Source organism: Dickeya sp. NCPPB 3274, from assembly GCF_000406205.1.
GTDB classification, from domain to species: Bacteria; Pseudomonadota; Gammaproteobacteria; order Enterobacterales; family Enterobacteriaceae; genus Dickeya; species Dickeya fangzhongdai.
In genome coordinates, this window is record NZ_CM001979.1 from 1,090,565 (window position 1) to 1,103,679 (window position 13,115).

Annotated in this window: 12 protein-coding genes; 1 reads left to right on the forward strand and 11 read right to left on the reverse strand. The window is 49.4% G+C overall.

Features of this window, described 5'->3' with window-relative positions:
- Positions 1-11: 11 nt before the first annotated feature.
- From DXX3274_RS05680 to DXX3274_RS05725, 11 genes are all read right to left on the reverse strand, one after another.
- The gene (locus DXX3274_RS05680; RefSeq protein ID WP_042859016.1) at positions 12-1,346 is read right to left on the reverse strand and encodes an MFS transporter; all 1,335 of its coding nucleotides are present in this window, start codon (positions 1,344-1,346) and stop codon (positions 12-14) included.
- Positions 1,347-1,349: 3 nt separating this feature from the next.
- Positions 1,350-2,018 carry a TfuA-like protein gene (locus DXX3274_RS22380; RefSeq protein ID WP_050569816.1) on the reverse strand — a complete coding sequence of 223 codons (669 nt, stop codon included), beginning with the start codon at positions 2,016-2,018 and terminating at the stop codon, positions 1,350-1,352.
- Between the two features lie 2 nt (positions 2,019-2,020).
- Positions 2,021-3,187: a YcaO-like family protein gene (locus DXX3274_RS05690; protein ID WP_042859017.1), complete on the reverse strand. Its 1,167-nt coding sequence runs from the start codon at positions 3,185-3,187 to the stop codon at positions 2,021-2,023.
- Entirely contained in the window at positions 3,184-6,201 is a 3,018-nt protein-coding gene (locus tag DXX3274_RS22385; RefSeq protein ID WP_050569817.1) for a carbamoyltransferase C-terminal domain-containing protein, read from the reverse strand. Before DXX3274_RS22385 ends, DXX3274_RS05690 begins: the two co-directional genes overlap by 4 nt.
- 43 nt (positions 6,202-6,244) lie before the next feature.
- Complete coding sequence (locus DXX3274_RS05700) at positions 6,245-7,078, reverse strand: DUF692 family multinuclear iron-containing protein (protein ID WP_042859018.1); 834 nt, start codon at positions 7,076-7,078, stop codon at positions 6,245-6,247.
- A complete protein-coding gene (locus DXX3274_RS05705) occupies positions 7,075-7,659 on the reverse strand; it encodes a hypothetical protein (RefSeq protein WP_038661417.1) in 585 nt (194 codons plus the stop codon). The genes DXX3274_RS05700 and DXX3274_RS05705 overlap by 4 nt, the downstream gene beginning before the upstream one ends.
- A 2-nt stretch (positions 7,660-7,661) precedes the next feature.
- Entirely contained in the window at positions 7,662-7,928 is a 267-nt protein-coding gene (locus DXX3274_RS05710; RefSeq protein ID WP_042859019.1) for a hypothetical protein, read from the reverse strand.
- Positions 7,929-7,937: 9 nt separating this feature from the next.
- Positions 7,938-9,023 carry a molybdopterin-synthase adenylyltransferase MoeB gene (moeB, locus tag DXX3274_RS05715; RefSeq protein WP_050569818.1) on the reverse strand — a complete coding sequence of 362 codons (1,086 nt, stop codon included), beginning with the start codon at positions 9,021-9,023 and terminating at the stop codon, positions 7,938-7,940.
- Between the two features lie 101 nt (positions 9,024-9,124).
- The gene (locus DXX3274_RS24390; protein ID WP_022632489.1) at positions 9,125-9,247 is read right to left on the reverse strand and encodes a hypothetical protein; all 123 of its coding nucleotides are present in this window, start codon (positions 9,245-9,247) and stop codon (positions 9,125-9,127) included.
- Positions 9,248-9,932: 685 nt separating this feature from the next.
- The gene (locus DXX3274_RS05720; RefSeq protein ID WP_042859020.1) at positions 9,933-10,859 is read right to left on the reverse strand and encodes an ornithine cyclodeaminase family protein; all 927 of its coding nucleotides are present in this window, start codon (positions 10,857-10,859) and stop codon (positions 9,933-9,935) included.
- A 10-nt stretch (positions 10,860-10,869) separates the two neighbouring features.
- Positions 10,870-12,015, reverse strand: coding sequence for a DSD1 family PLP-dependent enzyme (locus DXX3274_RS05725; protein WP_042859021.1), 1,146 nt, complete (start codon positions 12,013-12,015; stop codon positions 10,870-10,872).
- Positions 12,016-12,116: 101 nt separating this feature from the next.
- On the opposite strand from DXX3274_RS05725, the gene DXX3274_RS05730 reads away from it, so the two are divergent.
- Positions 12,117-13,028 (forward strand): LysR family transcriptional regulator, encoded by a 912-nt coding sequence (locus DXX3274_RS05730; RefSeq protein ID WP_042859022.1) that lies wholly within the window; start codon positions 12,117-12,119, stop codon positions 13,026-13,028.
- The last annotated feature ends 87 nt before the right edge of the window (positions 13,029-13,115 follow it).

Sequence of the window (13,115 nt, forward strand, 5' to 3'; positions counted from 1 at the left end):
CGGTCTGATTATTAATTTGACGGTTGTAGTTCAGAACCATCAGGTTCATTCAACGGTACTATTTTTAACGAAAGTGAGAAAACCCCGCCAATTAAAGCAATTACAAGAATTTCTATCAAAACATTCTGTGCGGGTTCTGCACCAATACCGATAAATGTTAAATAGACAGAGTAAGCTCCGTATAAAACAATCACGGAACTCATCACCAGACTCAGGGTGAACGCCCGAATCTCTTCAGGAAGACGAGCCAGTAAATTACTGATGGCGACGTCCTGTCCCATTGTTACGCATGCCCGGAAAAATAAAACATACAAAATAAGTGCAAATATGCCATCACAATAGATATAGAGGAGATAACAGCCGGCAGATAATAACGCGAGGCTGCCAAAGGACAGCATAACCAGAGATTTATCATCAAACTTCGCTGCGGCACGTGGCACAATGACACCTTTAACATAGTGGGCGGCGTCAAAGGAGGCAATAAACAGGAACAACGGGATAAGGTAAATAATGCTGATGTCCATGATATTGTATTCCCTAAACTCCGCTACCATCAGGTACGTATGAACATGGACCATTGAGAAGTTAAGTAAAACAATTATCAACGAAATTTTAATCAGCATGACCAATTGATCTCGGCTCATCGCTCTGAGACAAGAAATAAAATTTTTAAGCGTGTTCTTATCACTGGTTTGCTGGTTATTTTCAGCGTCAATTGCTGGTGCATTATTTCTTTGCGGATAACGCCACAGCCAGATACCTAAAATAATAAACATAGTTGCCGGGATAAACAGCATCGCTTCTGCATACCCGATAGTTCGATACATGACGAGCAAAATGAGCAGGAAGATGATCGGAACAATCGACACAATCTCCTTGCCGTATCGTTGTGAAAGCAGAAGTGCTTTGGTACGCAGCCCACTTTCTTCTCCATGCTTAATGATCTGGTTGTCTATCATGTCTTGCAGCATTGCCTGATAGGCCCCAGAAATCAGGCTCATGCCGATAGCGCTGAGAAATGAGCTGAGGATCAGCAGTGATATCTGCAAGCCGGCATCGTGGGTGCTTGTCAGTGAGAAAAACAGTGTGAGCAGGGCCGAGGCGGTAAAATAGCTACCCAACGCAACGCTTCTAAAATGCCCCAGCTTGTCGGCGAGTAAACCCGATGGCACTTCGAGGAGGATGGATGAATAAAATGCGATAGACACACGTAGCGATACTGCGGAATTAAACATCCCGCCTAAAGCGCCGACCAACAGATGGCTTAACTGATTTGATGTCGATTGCATCGCGCGAAAGGTGCTATCCAGATAGCCGATGCTTTTTAACCAATTACTATTTTTCATTTTTTATTGCTCACGCCTTGCCAGATAAAATTGAGTCAGATAGTTAATCGCCAGTTGCGCATCATTTTTTTTAGGATGCAAAGCATCATCACTAAATAGTGCTCTTAATTCACTGTCTTTGATCTGTGGTGAAAACGAGCGAATTATTTCCACTACCCGATCAATATAACGCTCATACCAACTAATAGAACGAACCTTTGCTAAAATAAGCCGGGCGGTGAGTGACGAAAATTGCTTTTGCATGACGAGATGACGCGTAATATGGTCTATATGCACCCATGATAGCGTTATCTCTTCATAACTTCCGGAATGATAACGTAATGCTACATCCGCATCAGAATGATAATAACCCATAATGTATCCCTGAAAAATCTGTCCCACTCCTACCATCCCAGCGGTATAACAATCGGCAGCGCGCAGTGCTCCCATACTGGAACAGCCCAGCAACAACCCTCCGGCCTGAATAAATTCCAGACACTCAACCACGGTTACAGACATTTTCGTGCCAAATAAACCATCAACGATTAATACTGGGCGACCGCTACCTGTTAATGCCGTCAGTTCTCCACCCTGAATCGGTGGGCGATATTCAATAATATCGTCACGCTGTTTAATCGCTGAAACTGACGGACCACCAAATACGATCGGTTTACGTTTAGGTGAAAAAAGCATAATTATCCCACCCGGCCCGGATTAACATGCCAGTCATACAGGCCAGGAATAACGGCTTTAACCGTATGAAAAGGGAGATCGTTCAGCGATAAGTCCACAATATAAACATCCTCTATCTCTTGCTTTTCGAGAACCTTCGCAAGAAATTGCGTCGCAGCTGTCAGCGTTTTGGGCGACTGTTCTGAAAGAGAGCATTCTGATGACGGCATCGCCACGTTGGCATAGTGTTTGTGGAATAGCGCCCTCAATTTGCTAAATTTCGATGTTTCAAAGAAGGATTGTGAGCGGTACTTCTTCTCCTGCCGGCTTAAATCTTCCCGGGAGGCTTGCAGGCTCACCACCAGCCCCTGAATCGCTTCCATCATTGCGGCATCCAGCGCGTCAGATTCGGTAAAACCCGACGCAGAACCAGCAATCATAAACTTTGGCCCCATACTGACGGGATCATACAGAGCAACGTAGTAAGTGGGTAAGGGACCGTGTATGCGCAACGCGAAACTTTCGTACCCTTTATCGTTAAGATGTTCCCACAACGTCATGGTCGATGCTCTGGAAATGGTCGAGAGATCAACGAAGTCAGCGCAGATTTTGGACAGGCAGTGCTGGTAGAACAAGGAGGTGGTATTACGTTCAATCGACTCCATGATCGCAAAACAGGTCGCTTCTTCCAGGCTGCCGCCGCAAGCCAGTCCGGAAGTATGCGCTTGTATATTAGAGTTATGTCTGTCGGAACCATGATACGGGAATTGTACTTCAATAGCCGGGAGGCGCAGCTCGCGGCCCGTATGCCACTCATATCCGTTTATCCACTGCTGAATATCACATTCCGGGGTGAAGCCTAATCGTTGCAGGGTCTTTTTATCGTCCCAGGTTGCCTGATGATGAAAAATGGCAGGCTCGCACCAGCAAGCACAGTGCCGTTCATACGCTTCCATCAGCGCGCTGCAGGTTGCAGCGATTAAACTACGGCCTTTACCCTGTGTGGATGATATCTGGCCTTTTTTTATCTCCGTTCTCACTGCATTGACGATGGATACCCCAGGAAGATTAATAAACTCGCCGACTGACGTGAGTCTTGAAATACCTAAACGTTTACGCAGCGGTAGCGCCAGCGCCAGCGCTTCTTTCTCGGTATAACGCCTTAAGCCGGGATGCGTTGCTGTTTTCAAGGTTCATTCCTCCCGACCGAAAAATCATGGGCAAGAGTCAGGCATTTCAACTGAATATATTTATTTATCTGCTTTCTGAGCGTTAAAGGCAGTTCAGCATAGACTTTCTGCGCATCGGCCAGAGCATGGAGTCTGAGCAGTTCCGTCAGTGAATGATAAAGTTGTGCGCTGATTAATTGCGACGTTCCCTGATAGTCATGAGTAAGCCAGTACTTTGCTTCATTTTTTTCCAGCGTGCTGTGCAGCTTGCAGCCGGGGCTAAGACGTAACAATCCCGGCAGGTTTTGTTCATCCAATTTCCACTCGCGCAGCTCAACGATATAGCCGCCAAATACCACGGCATCGATATGCGTTGAAAGCAGCATTTCTATTGCCTGCTGTGGCTCTTCAACGATCGGTTGTCCGCGGACATTGAATGAGGTATTCAGCAAAACCGGAAATCCAGAGCGTTCGCCAAAGGCATTCAACAGCGCGTGGATCTCGGCATTGTCATGCTCAGAGACCGTTTGTACCCGAGCAGTACCATCAACATGGGTGATTGCTGCGAGTTTATCGCGGTATTCTTTTTTAACCGGCAGAACTTCGAGCATGTATTTATGTTCACCATCCCCGTCAAAGTACTGGCTAAGATGTTCGGCGGCGACCATTGGGGCAAAGGGGCGGAAGTCTTCACGGAATTTCACCCACTTGTTGATGAATTTCCAGGTGTCCATTGAGCATGGACTTGCCAGTAATGAGCGAGCGCCTAATGCGCGCGGACCAAATTCAGAGCCTTTACTGCAGGAAAAATACCCGATGACCTGTCCGGCGTTTAATCGCCCCGCCAGCGCGGCAGTGTCAATGGGGGTGATGGTTATTCTGTCGGCAAAGCGGTTGGCGGCGAAAGCGATATCCCGGTAATGATAAACTTTGCCCAGATAGTCATGGCTAAAGGCATCATTCAGGGTTTTTCCATGCCTTTTGTAATAGGCGGCACTGGCCGCTCCGATGGAAATACCGGCATCATGTTGCGCGGGGAAGAGATAGAAGTCTTTTAATTTAAGATGGTTGCGAACCTTGAAGTTGACGACGGAATTTAACGCTACACCGCCGGTCATGACCAACGGTGTATTATTCGTAATCTGGTAACGCTCCAGGCGGGAAAATATTCCTTGTTCTAATACTGCCTGCACCGAAGCCGCCAGGTTAGCGTAATCCATGGGATTGGATTTCTTTTCAGTAAATTTTTGCTTCCACAAATAGCCATACGATATGCCTGACGGTGTTTCAACCGCGATTTCATTAGCATACTCAGGCGTGCCGTACGGCGCCAATCCCATCAATTTACCGGAGGCCTGCCAGGAATTAAATACGAACTGGCTCACGGAAGCATAGGCTTCTCCAAGGGAAAAGCTGCCATTTCTTATATTAAACGACGGGCTGTATTCCCGGTTTACTAGCTGATAGCCCTGCCGATCAAAAGAATAATGCGACACGACATGCAACAGCGGCTTAATTCCGTTTAGACCTGCATTCAGGTAGGCGGCAAATTCTTCGCCACTGCATAAAAGATCTTCCCGACCCACGACGGTTCCGCCTGAACCATCAACGACCAGCACATTCCCCTGGTTGAATTTCGAACCAGACCAGGCTGCAAAGGCATGACACAGATGGTGGCTGGCAAAGACGGCTTTGGCGGAGAACGGATCAAACAGGGTGAAATCTGCGGTATGGATCGGCTGATTAAGGCCGACATATTCCGGCGTGGCAGCCTGAATATTATAGGCAAAGCAGTTTACATCATTGTAAGTAAGGCCTGCGGCTGAAAGGCAGTAATCCACAGCCAGAGTACTGTCGAGAATATTTCGGCCATCATGTTTAATCCGCGTAAGGCGTTCCAGTTGAATACCATAACGAATTTTACCGTTGACCATCAGGCATGCCGACGCATCATGGCTGGCGGAAATGCCGACGATGACATCATCATCAGGTTTAATCAGAGGGCGTGAAGACGTTATATTTGTGGCTATGGTCGCCTGAGAGGCGAAGGTGATCCGATCGAACAGTCCTTCGGCTTGCAACGCTATCGTATGCTCGCCGGTGTGGCTTAGCCGCTCGGTAGAGATAAGCAGCGTTCCATTTTCCCCAATGATTTTCTGACCATCGACTATTGCCGTCAGCCGGGTTGTGCGTGCGATGCTGCCCTGAAAACTGGCGACCAGACCTATTTTCACTCCGGTGTTTGTTGATGGCAATGTGAGTGCGGTTTCCACCCGCGTCGATCTTTCGACATTGAGATCCCAACACTGCGGCATTGGTTGTGGAAGTGACTTATTTTCAAATAAGTACAATCCCTGATAAGCCTCGCTCAGGTAGATCATACCGGCGTGCAGCGCAAGGCGATCGTGAGGATTCCCCGATTTTATAAGAAAGTCGCGTAGGTTGGCTGCCAGTCCTGCGAGGTAAACAACGGCGGCGGAAGTGCCTTTGATGGAGTCTGACGCACCAGTATTATTACGTGTTGGATAGTCAAACTCCCTGACGATAAATTCTATATTGCCGTTACCTGCCGGCGTTTTTCCTGGAATGGTGTTGTTTGTTAATAACAGTGCAACGCCGATTGCTTCCGTCGAAGAGCCTGGAAAACGCTGGCGGCCGAAATCATGACCTACCGAGGCCAGTATGTAAGGCTTGTCAATTTCGTCGGAAAAGTGAGATAAAGCCGCATGCAGCGAATGAGAAAATTCATTTTCAGCAGAAGAATAAGCATGCGCTTCAATATGACAGTTGCCAAATTGTTTGGCGACACGCTTTCTCACGCTATCATAGCCCTGGGATAAGGCATCAAGGTAGCTGGCGGAAACAACGCGGGAAAAGTCCTCTCCTGAGCAAGAAAAAAGGTCACTGGACAGCAAACTGGCGATTTTAACAGTATGTGGATGTAGTATCTCTACATTTGATATTTCCGCCAGCCTTACGAGTTCGTTTTTTCTTGCACTATCAAATAGCAGGATATTGGTGTTGTTAGTATCCATACATTGCCTTATTAACCAGTACTGTTATATTTATTTTTTTAAGTCAGAATAAAGGTGAGAAATTCATTCTCTGACAGGATTTTTCTATATTTGCCAAATCTGTCACTATCACTTCAGTTGAGATACCTACCCCTAACTCATAGGTAATGGCTTTAAGGTTAGCGCATTGCGTAATGGCTTGCTCTAGCAGAGGAAAAACCTCGGCAACAATTTTTTCTGAGTGCGTGTCACGATATCGCCAATGATGTTTGGGGTGAACGCTGCCTCCGGCAATATGAATCTCATTAACGGCTGAAAGTGGCAGGCTATTCAGGACATCCTCCGGTTTCAGGCCATAATAGATCGCATAAGAAAATACATGGCTAATATCCAACACGACACCGCATTGAGTAGAATCAACCAGACGATGAAAAAACTCACCCAGCGTCATGTCGCCCGCTGCAATACTGAACGAGGGAATTTCAGCACAGAATGGAATGCGGGAGACTTGCTGAATACGTTTTACACCCTCGATTGTCATCGCAAGGACCGATTCGCAGAGTACCGGCGCGGCGAAATAGGGCAGATTATAAGGACCGACATTCCAGATGCCGATATCTTCCAGGCACCATGCCGCTTGCAGTACATTACTGATGTCGCTTTGACGTTCCAGCACATCAGGCCGTAATCCATCAATTCCCGCAGGCTCCATACCTGAAAAATGGTGTATGATTGGATAGTCAATAAAAGCCTGACGAAATGTTTTAGCTACAGCGAGATCTGGAATAGCGACGACTGACAGATGGCTGATTCCGTTTTGGGATAATTTCAATAGCTCACTTAATTTATGACCATAGCTGTGAGTGTAATCAATCCCTAATCCTACAAGTGAGCTCATGCTGTCTCCTTAAGTGAAATCGCTACTTTTCCGTTTTCATTGTGTAAGCGTAAACATGCTGTTTTATTTTCGAATGTGACATCTGAGAGATGATCCGCTTTGTTCAGCAATGATAATGAAAAATATCTGTCGAGAATAATCTCTTCAGTTGTCGACTTTTCGGCAACATGACTTATTTTCGATTTCCACGGTGAGTTTTCCGAGTTTGTTGAGATGCCAGAGTAAATGCCATCGATCAGGAATATGGTTTTCTCTTCTTCAGTCAGGTCGGATTTTTCGACAACAAATGAGCAAAAGCTTTCAATAAGCGTCCTGCTGTTCCAGTTCCAGAAACTGTCTGACTCACAATACGCTATTACCAGGGCAAGAAACTGCTCTTTGCTAAAAAAACGCGGGGAGAAGTGCATGTCTGAATAAAGCACGGTACGCAAATTTCGCTGTCTGGCCGCGCGTTCAACGATCAGTCTTTCGCTGTCCATGGTTTGGGCAAGGTACTGATACTCGGTATCTGCACCGCTTATCCGATAGTTGTTGCTATATAGCATCGATACATACGCTTTCTGTAACTTTTTCGCGTCCAAGATTAACCTCCCGAAATAGCTACTTCGAATGTCAAATGATCACCATCGGTTAGGATTGGGTTGCTATCAACTGACATCGTATTGTTAATAAAGAGGGTAATGAAAGGCTTTAACTTGCAGCTTTCATTTTTTTCTACGGCTATTAATTTAAATGCATCAGGGTTCATACCCCTGATTTCAAGTAAAATATCATTAAGATTTTTAGAATCTGTTGTTATCTTACTTGTGCTTTTTATTGATTCCGGCAGCGATATCTCAATCATCGTCATACAGTTCCATTAATGATTATGGCATTGACATCCAGGACGTTTCTTCGTGGTTAGTAACTGGTGTTGATTGTTGAGCATGTCTATTTTTAATAGTTTTCCATTTAAACAGTCGCCAATCCCAAGAATAATTTTTAGAACTTCGTTTGCCTGATATATCCCGAGCATTCCAGGGATAACACCAATAACGCCATTTTCTGTGCAGGATGGTGCTAATTCTGCTGGAGGGGCTTCCGGATAGACACAGCGGTAACAAGGCGCCTGGTTATTTGAGCGTGTCATGACTTGTCCGGAAAAACGAAATACGGCCGCGGAGACTACGGGTTTTCCTGCTGCGACAGCGGAATCGTTAATAATATATCGGGCTTTAAAGTTGTCGGTACAATCTACGATGACGTCGTAACCGTCTACTAATGCATCAATATTTTCCGGCGTTACTCGCTCATCGATAGTATTAACGGTGATCTCAGAGTTTAGTGCCCGTAGTGTATGCAATGCAGAATCAACTTTTTTCTTTTTCAGCATTTTTTCGTTATGAATGACCTGCCGTTGCAAATTGCTCAGGTCGACAACGTCATGATCGACGATGGCAATCTCACCAACGCCGGCGGCAGCGAGATACAGCAGGCATGATGAGCCAAGCCCTCCGGCACCAACAACCAGGACTTTCGCTTGCATAATTTTTAACTGGCCATCGGAGCCGATGTCTTGTAGCGACAGATGTCTTGCATAACGCTTTTTATCATTTTCGCTAAGGCTCAGCGGGTATTCAATTTGATTCCCCTGAGCTTTCCATGCTTCAAAGCCACCCTGAAGGGAGTAGATATTCGAATAATTAAGTAGCATTAAATTTAATGCAGCATACCTGGAGCGTAAGCCACTTGCACAAAAGAGGACTATAGGTTTATCTAATTCTATTTTTCTTTTCTTTAGCTCTATTTCTAAAAAACCACGTCCGATAGTAAGTGCTTTGGGAATAGTACCATCAAGATATTCATGGCTCTCTCTTACATCAATCAAAAGAAAGTCGTCGCTGTCTTTCAATTCATCTATCGATATCGAACGGATACTGTCAATTCCATCGACTATGTTGCTCATAAAAAAATACCTTTCGATTACTGAAAAGTAAAATATGGTTTTTATGTCTGCTTTAAAATGGATAGATTAAGGAAAGGTGGCCGCATCGCGGCCACTTTTTCTTACTCTTGCCACTCTTTATTCGAAACCATGCAGGTTACATCCAGCAGAATTTCATTTTCAGCTTCGGTATTTTCTGCATTCAGTTCAGCAACCGCCAACTCTAATTCTTGAGCCTTATCCATATTACTTTCCTTATAGTTTCACATTGAGTTTTTTGAATTAAGCAGAATGTGTTTATTCCGCGTGACAAATATTATTGGCTATAAATAATTGTGTCAATAATGTTAAAAAATGTCTTGTAATTTGAGATAAAACTCTGTTCACTTAGTTTCAGTGTGGTTAATGGGGTGTTTATGTCTTTTTTTTAACATGAAAGCAGAGATTAATCCCTTGGTTTGCCATAATGGTTACCAATGAATTTAATTGGTAATTAAAATGAAACTTCTCCATTAATGTCTTTGTGATTAAAAAATGATCTTGGCAGTTTGGGGATTATAGGTGCGTAACTAAAACCATATGTAGATATTTGTCTGCTATTAATTAGATTAATATTTACTTGTAATATAGTTGCGATAGTATATTACTCATTCAATATGCGTTGGCGGCTATCGCTACTCTTTTCCTTAACCCCCGTTATTTTTATTAAATAATAATCTGAGATATCGACCAGGCTTTTTGCTTGCAGATATCGCCCCAGCCATGCAGGTGGAATCGACGGTAAATATCTGCCCGCCGGGTGGTGTGGAATCAGGGGGAGCCGACGGTTATTCGGCGTGAGGAGTTTTGCCGATCGTCAAACCGGATGCCTGATGAGACGGCATCCGGTTTGATATGTCGTGTCCGGTTTGATGTGTCGTATATAGAGGCTTAAGCGTGCTGACGTCGCCAGGCGTCAATCACGGCTTTCGCTACATACAGGTCCTGAATCGCCAGGCCCGAACTGTCGAAAACGGTGATGTCCGACGCCGCTTCGCGGCCGGCGACGTTGCTGGAAAGCACATCGCCAATGGCGAAAACGGCCTTATCGTCGCCGGCGTGCTGGAATTCGCCAATGCGACGAGACTGTGCTGGAAGATCGCAGAACAATCGGCCGGCCGTCAGCAGTTCGACGGGCAACTCCTGTTTGCCGACGGCATCCGAGCCCATTGAGGAGACGTGCGTACCGGGGCGGACCCAGGCGGCATCAAAGAGCGGTGCTCTGGCTGTGGTGGCGGTGATGATGATGTCCGCCGCCCGACAGGCCGCTTGTGCCTGACACGCCCGCGCCGGCAGCGCGTCGGCGCGCAGGGCTTCCACCATGTTTTGGGTGGCGGCTTCAGAACGCCCGACAACGAGAATCTCCTTGATCGGGCGAATGCGCGCCACCGCCCCGACCTCGTAACGCGCCTGATGGCCGGTGCCGAAAACCGTCAGCACCGAGGCGTCGGCTCTTGCCAGCGCGGCGGTGGCAACCGCATCGGCGGCCGCGGTGCGATAGGCATTCAGGGTTCCAGCTTCTACCGCTGAGTCGATAACGCCTCTCGACTGGTCGAAAAGGAAGATTGTCGAGTTATGGCACGGTAAACCGCCGGTGAGGTTTCCCGGCCAGTAAGAACCTACTTTCAGCCCCGCCAGTTCCGGCGTGGCGCCTGACTTCACGGTAAACCGGTTGCCGGGGTCGGAGCCATGACCGTGGACGACGGGGAAGTTGGCGGTGGCGGGATGTACCGCATCGATCAGCGCGGCGCGCACCGCATCATAGGCCATCGCGTGGCTGGCCAATGCTGCACTGTCTTTCTCATTGATTAAAAACATGATGCTTACCTCACCATCCACCGAAACGTGACCATTGCGACAGCGGCGCGTCCGCTTGCGCAGGAATAACATGATAGGCGTCGAACTGGCCTGCCGTCGCGCAGGCGTGATTCGGCAAAATGCGCAGCCGCGTACCGACCGGCAGATCCGGCAACGGTCTGTCGCTGCCGGGGCGCAGTGCAATGATGCCGTGCTCCTGATTGGCCGCGGTGACGATAAGATCGGGGATGATCTTTCCGTGGTCATCGCAGACGAGGCCGTACCCCTGATCGACCGCCTGATTGGCGGTGCCGCGATCGCGCGAGAGCGCCATCCAGCCAGCGTCCACCATGATCCAGCCGCGCGCGGCCTGGTGGCCGATGACGGTGGTCAGTACGGACAGGGCGATATCATCGGTCCGGCACACGCCGATCCCGGCCATCACCAGATCGAAAAAGACGTAGACGCCGGCCCGCACTTCGGTCACGCCAGCCAGATTGCGGGCGGCGTGCGCGGTGGGCGTTGAACCGACGCTGACGATGGGGCAGGGCAGGTCGGCTTGCTGCAGGTTGTCAGCCGCGGTCACCGCCGCGCTACGCTCCTGTTCGGCAAACGCCGCGTGGGCGTCGGCGCCGGCCACGCCGTAGCTTTCTCCTGCATGCGTCAGTACGCCTCGCAGCAATCCGCCGCCGTCGTGCAGTACGCGACCGATCTCAATCAGCGTCGGCGATTCCGGCGGCAAACCGCTGCGGTGGCCGTCGCTGTCGACCTCAAGCAGCGCCGGGATCCGGATGCCGGATGCGCGAGACGCATCGACAACCGCCTGCGCCTGCTCCATAGAGTCCAGCAGTACGGTCAGGTCGCAACCGGCTTTGATCAACTGTACGACGCGGGGCAGCTTCTGCGGCGCAATGCCCACCGCGTACAGGATGTCCCTGATGCCGGATTCGAAAAACACTTCCGCCTCACGTAGCGTCGAAACGGTCGCCGGCCCGGTGCCGTCGGCGAGCAACCGGCGGGCGACCTCTACCGATTTTGCCGTTTTCAGGTGGGGGCGTAAGGTGATGCCGGCAAGTTCCGGGCGATCGCGCAGGCGCGCGATGTTGGCCAGCATGATTTTTTCGTCGAGTACCAGCGAGGGGGTAGGTAAAGTCGATAGCCGATCGGTCAATGTCATGGCGTAGTTCTCATTTTTGCTCTGTCGGTATGAGATTTTTACCCTGTCGCCATTTAGAATGGAATTTACCAAAACTGCATCTGTTGTTAAGACTGACATTAATGATCACCTCCCGGGACCTTCATTTCTTTTCCGTTCTTGCCAGCGCCCCTTCGCTGGCTGCGGCGGCGCGAGCGCTTGATGTGACGGCGCCTGCCGTGACGCAACGCCTGCAGGCGCTCGAACAGCGTCTGGGGGTTCAGCTCGTCGATCGTTCCAGTCATCGCTACCACCTGACGGCGGAAGGCGCCTTGCTGGCGGAGAAGGGGGCCGATGTGTTGGATCAAATTGAAGGTATCGCGGCCTTGCTTGCCGAACGGCGAAACGCGGTGATCGGCCCGTTGAGAGTGCTGGCGCCGCTGGGGTTTGGGCGAGCCTATGTGGCGGAGGCGGTGACGCGTATGTGTCGGCAGTTTCCGACCATCGAACCCTCGCTGATGCTGTCGGATGCGCCGATTGGTACGCTGGATATCGATGACTGGGATGTGTTGATTCATGTCGGTCCGTTGACCGATTCCAGCCTGGCGCTGCGGCCGCTGGCGCCCAACCGCCGTATTCTGTGCGCCGCGCCTGACTATCTGGCGCAACACGGGATGCCCGAGCATCCGCTGGATCTTCCCCGCCATGTCTGCGGCGTGCTGCGGGAAGACCGGGCGGATGCGTCGCTGTGGGGATTCGCCCGCCGTGACGATGGCGAGACGAAGACCGTGCGCATCAGGCCCGTTTTCACCAGTAATGACGGCGAGGTGGTCAGGAATTGGGCCGTCGCCGGGCTTTGCCTGATTCAGCGCTCAGAATGGGCTATCGCCGACGATCTGAAAGCCGGGCGTCTGGTCGAAGTGATGCCTGACTGGCGCCTGCCGAATGCGGATGTTGTCGCCCTGCTTGGGCCCCGGGCCGGGCGCGCGGCCCGTATGGAGCGGTTTGTTGAAATACTGAAAGCGTTACTGGTGCCGGTTCCCTGGCGCGTGTAGCGACGCGTGCGGATGATTCGAGCGCGTCACGCTATCTATCCTGACGCTTTCACCTATGGCGAGTCGCTCGTTACCGCAAGTCCCTGA

What these genes read in the sequence shown, in the direction of transcription:
- DXX3274_RS05680 (WP_042859016.1), bottom strand. Translation starts at nt 1,346, where the DNA reads ATGAAAAATAGTAATTGGTTAAAAAGCATCGGCTATCTGGATAGCACC.
- DXX3274_RS22380 (WP_050569816.1), bottom strand. Translation starts at nt 2,018, where the DNA reads ATGCTTTTTTCACCTAAACGTAAACCGATCGTATTTGGTGGTCCGTCA.
- DXX3274_RS22385 (WP_050569817.1), bottom strand. Translation starts at nt 6,201, where the DNA reads ATGGATACTAACAACACCAATATCCTGCTATTTGATAGTGCAAGAAAA.
- DXX3274_RS05700 (WP_042859018.1), bottom strand. Translation starts at nt 7,078, where the DNA reads ATGAGCTCACTTGTAGGATTAGGGATTGATTACACTCACAGCTATGGT.
- DXX3274_RS05710 (WP_042859019.1), bottom strand. Translation starts at nt 7,928, where the DNA reads ATGACGATGATTGAGATATCGCTGCCGGAATCAATAAAAAGCACAAGT.
- moeB (WP_050569818.1), bottom strand. Translation starts at nt 9,023, where the DNA reads ATGAGCAACATAGTCGATGGAATTGACAGTATCCGTTCGATATCGATA.
- DXX3274_RS24390 (WP_022632489.1), bottom strand. Translation starts at nt 9,247, where the DNA reads ATGGATAAGGCTCAAGAATTAGAGTTGGCGGTTGCTGAACTGAATGCA.
- DXX3274_RS05720 (WP_042859020.1), bottom strand. Translation starts at nt 10,859, where the DNA reads ATGTTTTTAATCAATGAGAAAGACAGTGCAGCATTGGCCAGCCACGCG.
- DXX3274_RS05725 (WP_042859021.1), bottom strand. Translation starts at nt 12,015, where the DNA reads ATGACATTGACCGATCGGCTATCGACTTTACCTACCCCCTCGCTGGTA.
- DXX3274_RS05730 (WP_042859022.1), top strand. Translation starts at nt 12,117, where the DNA reads ATGATCACCTCCCGGGACCTTCATTTCTTTTCCGTTCTTGCCAGCGCC.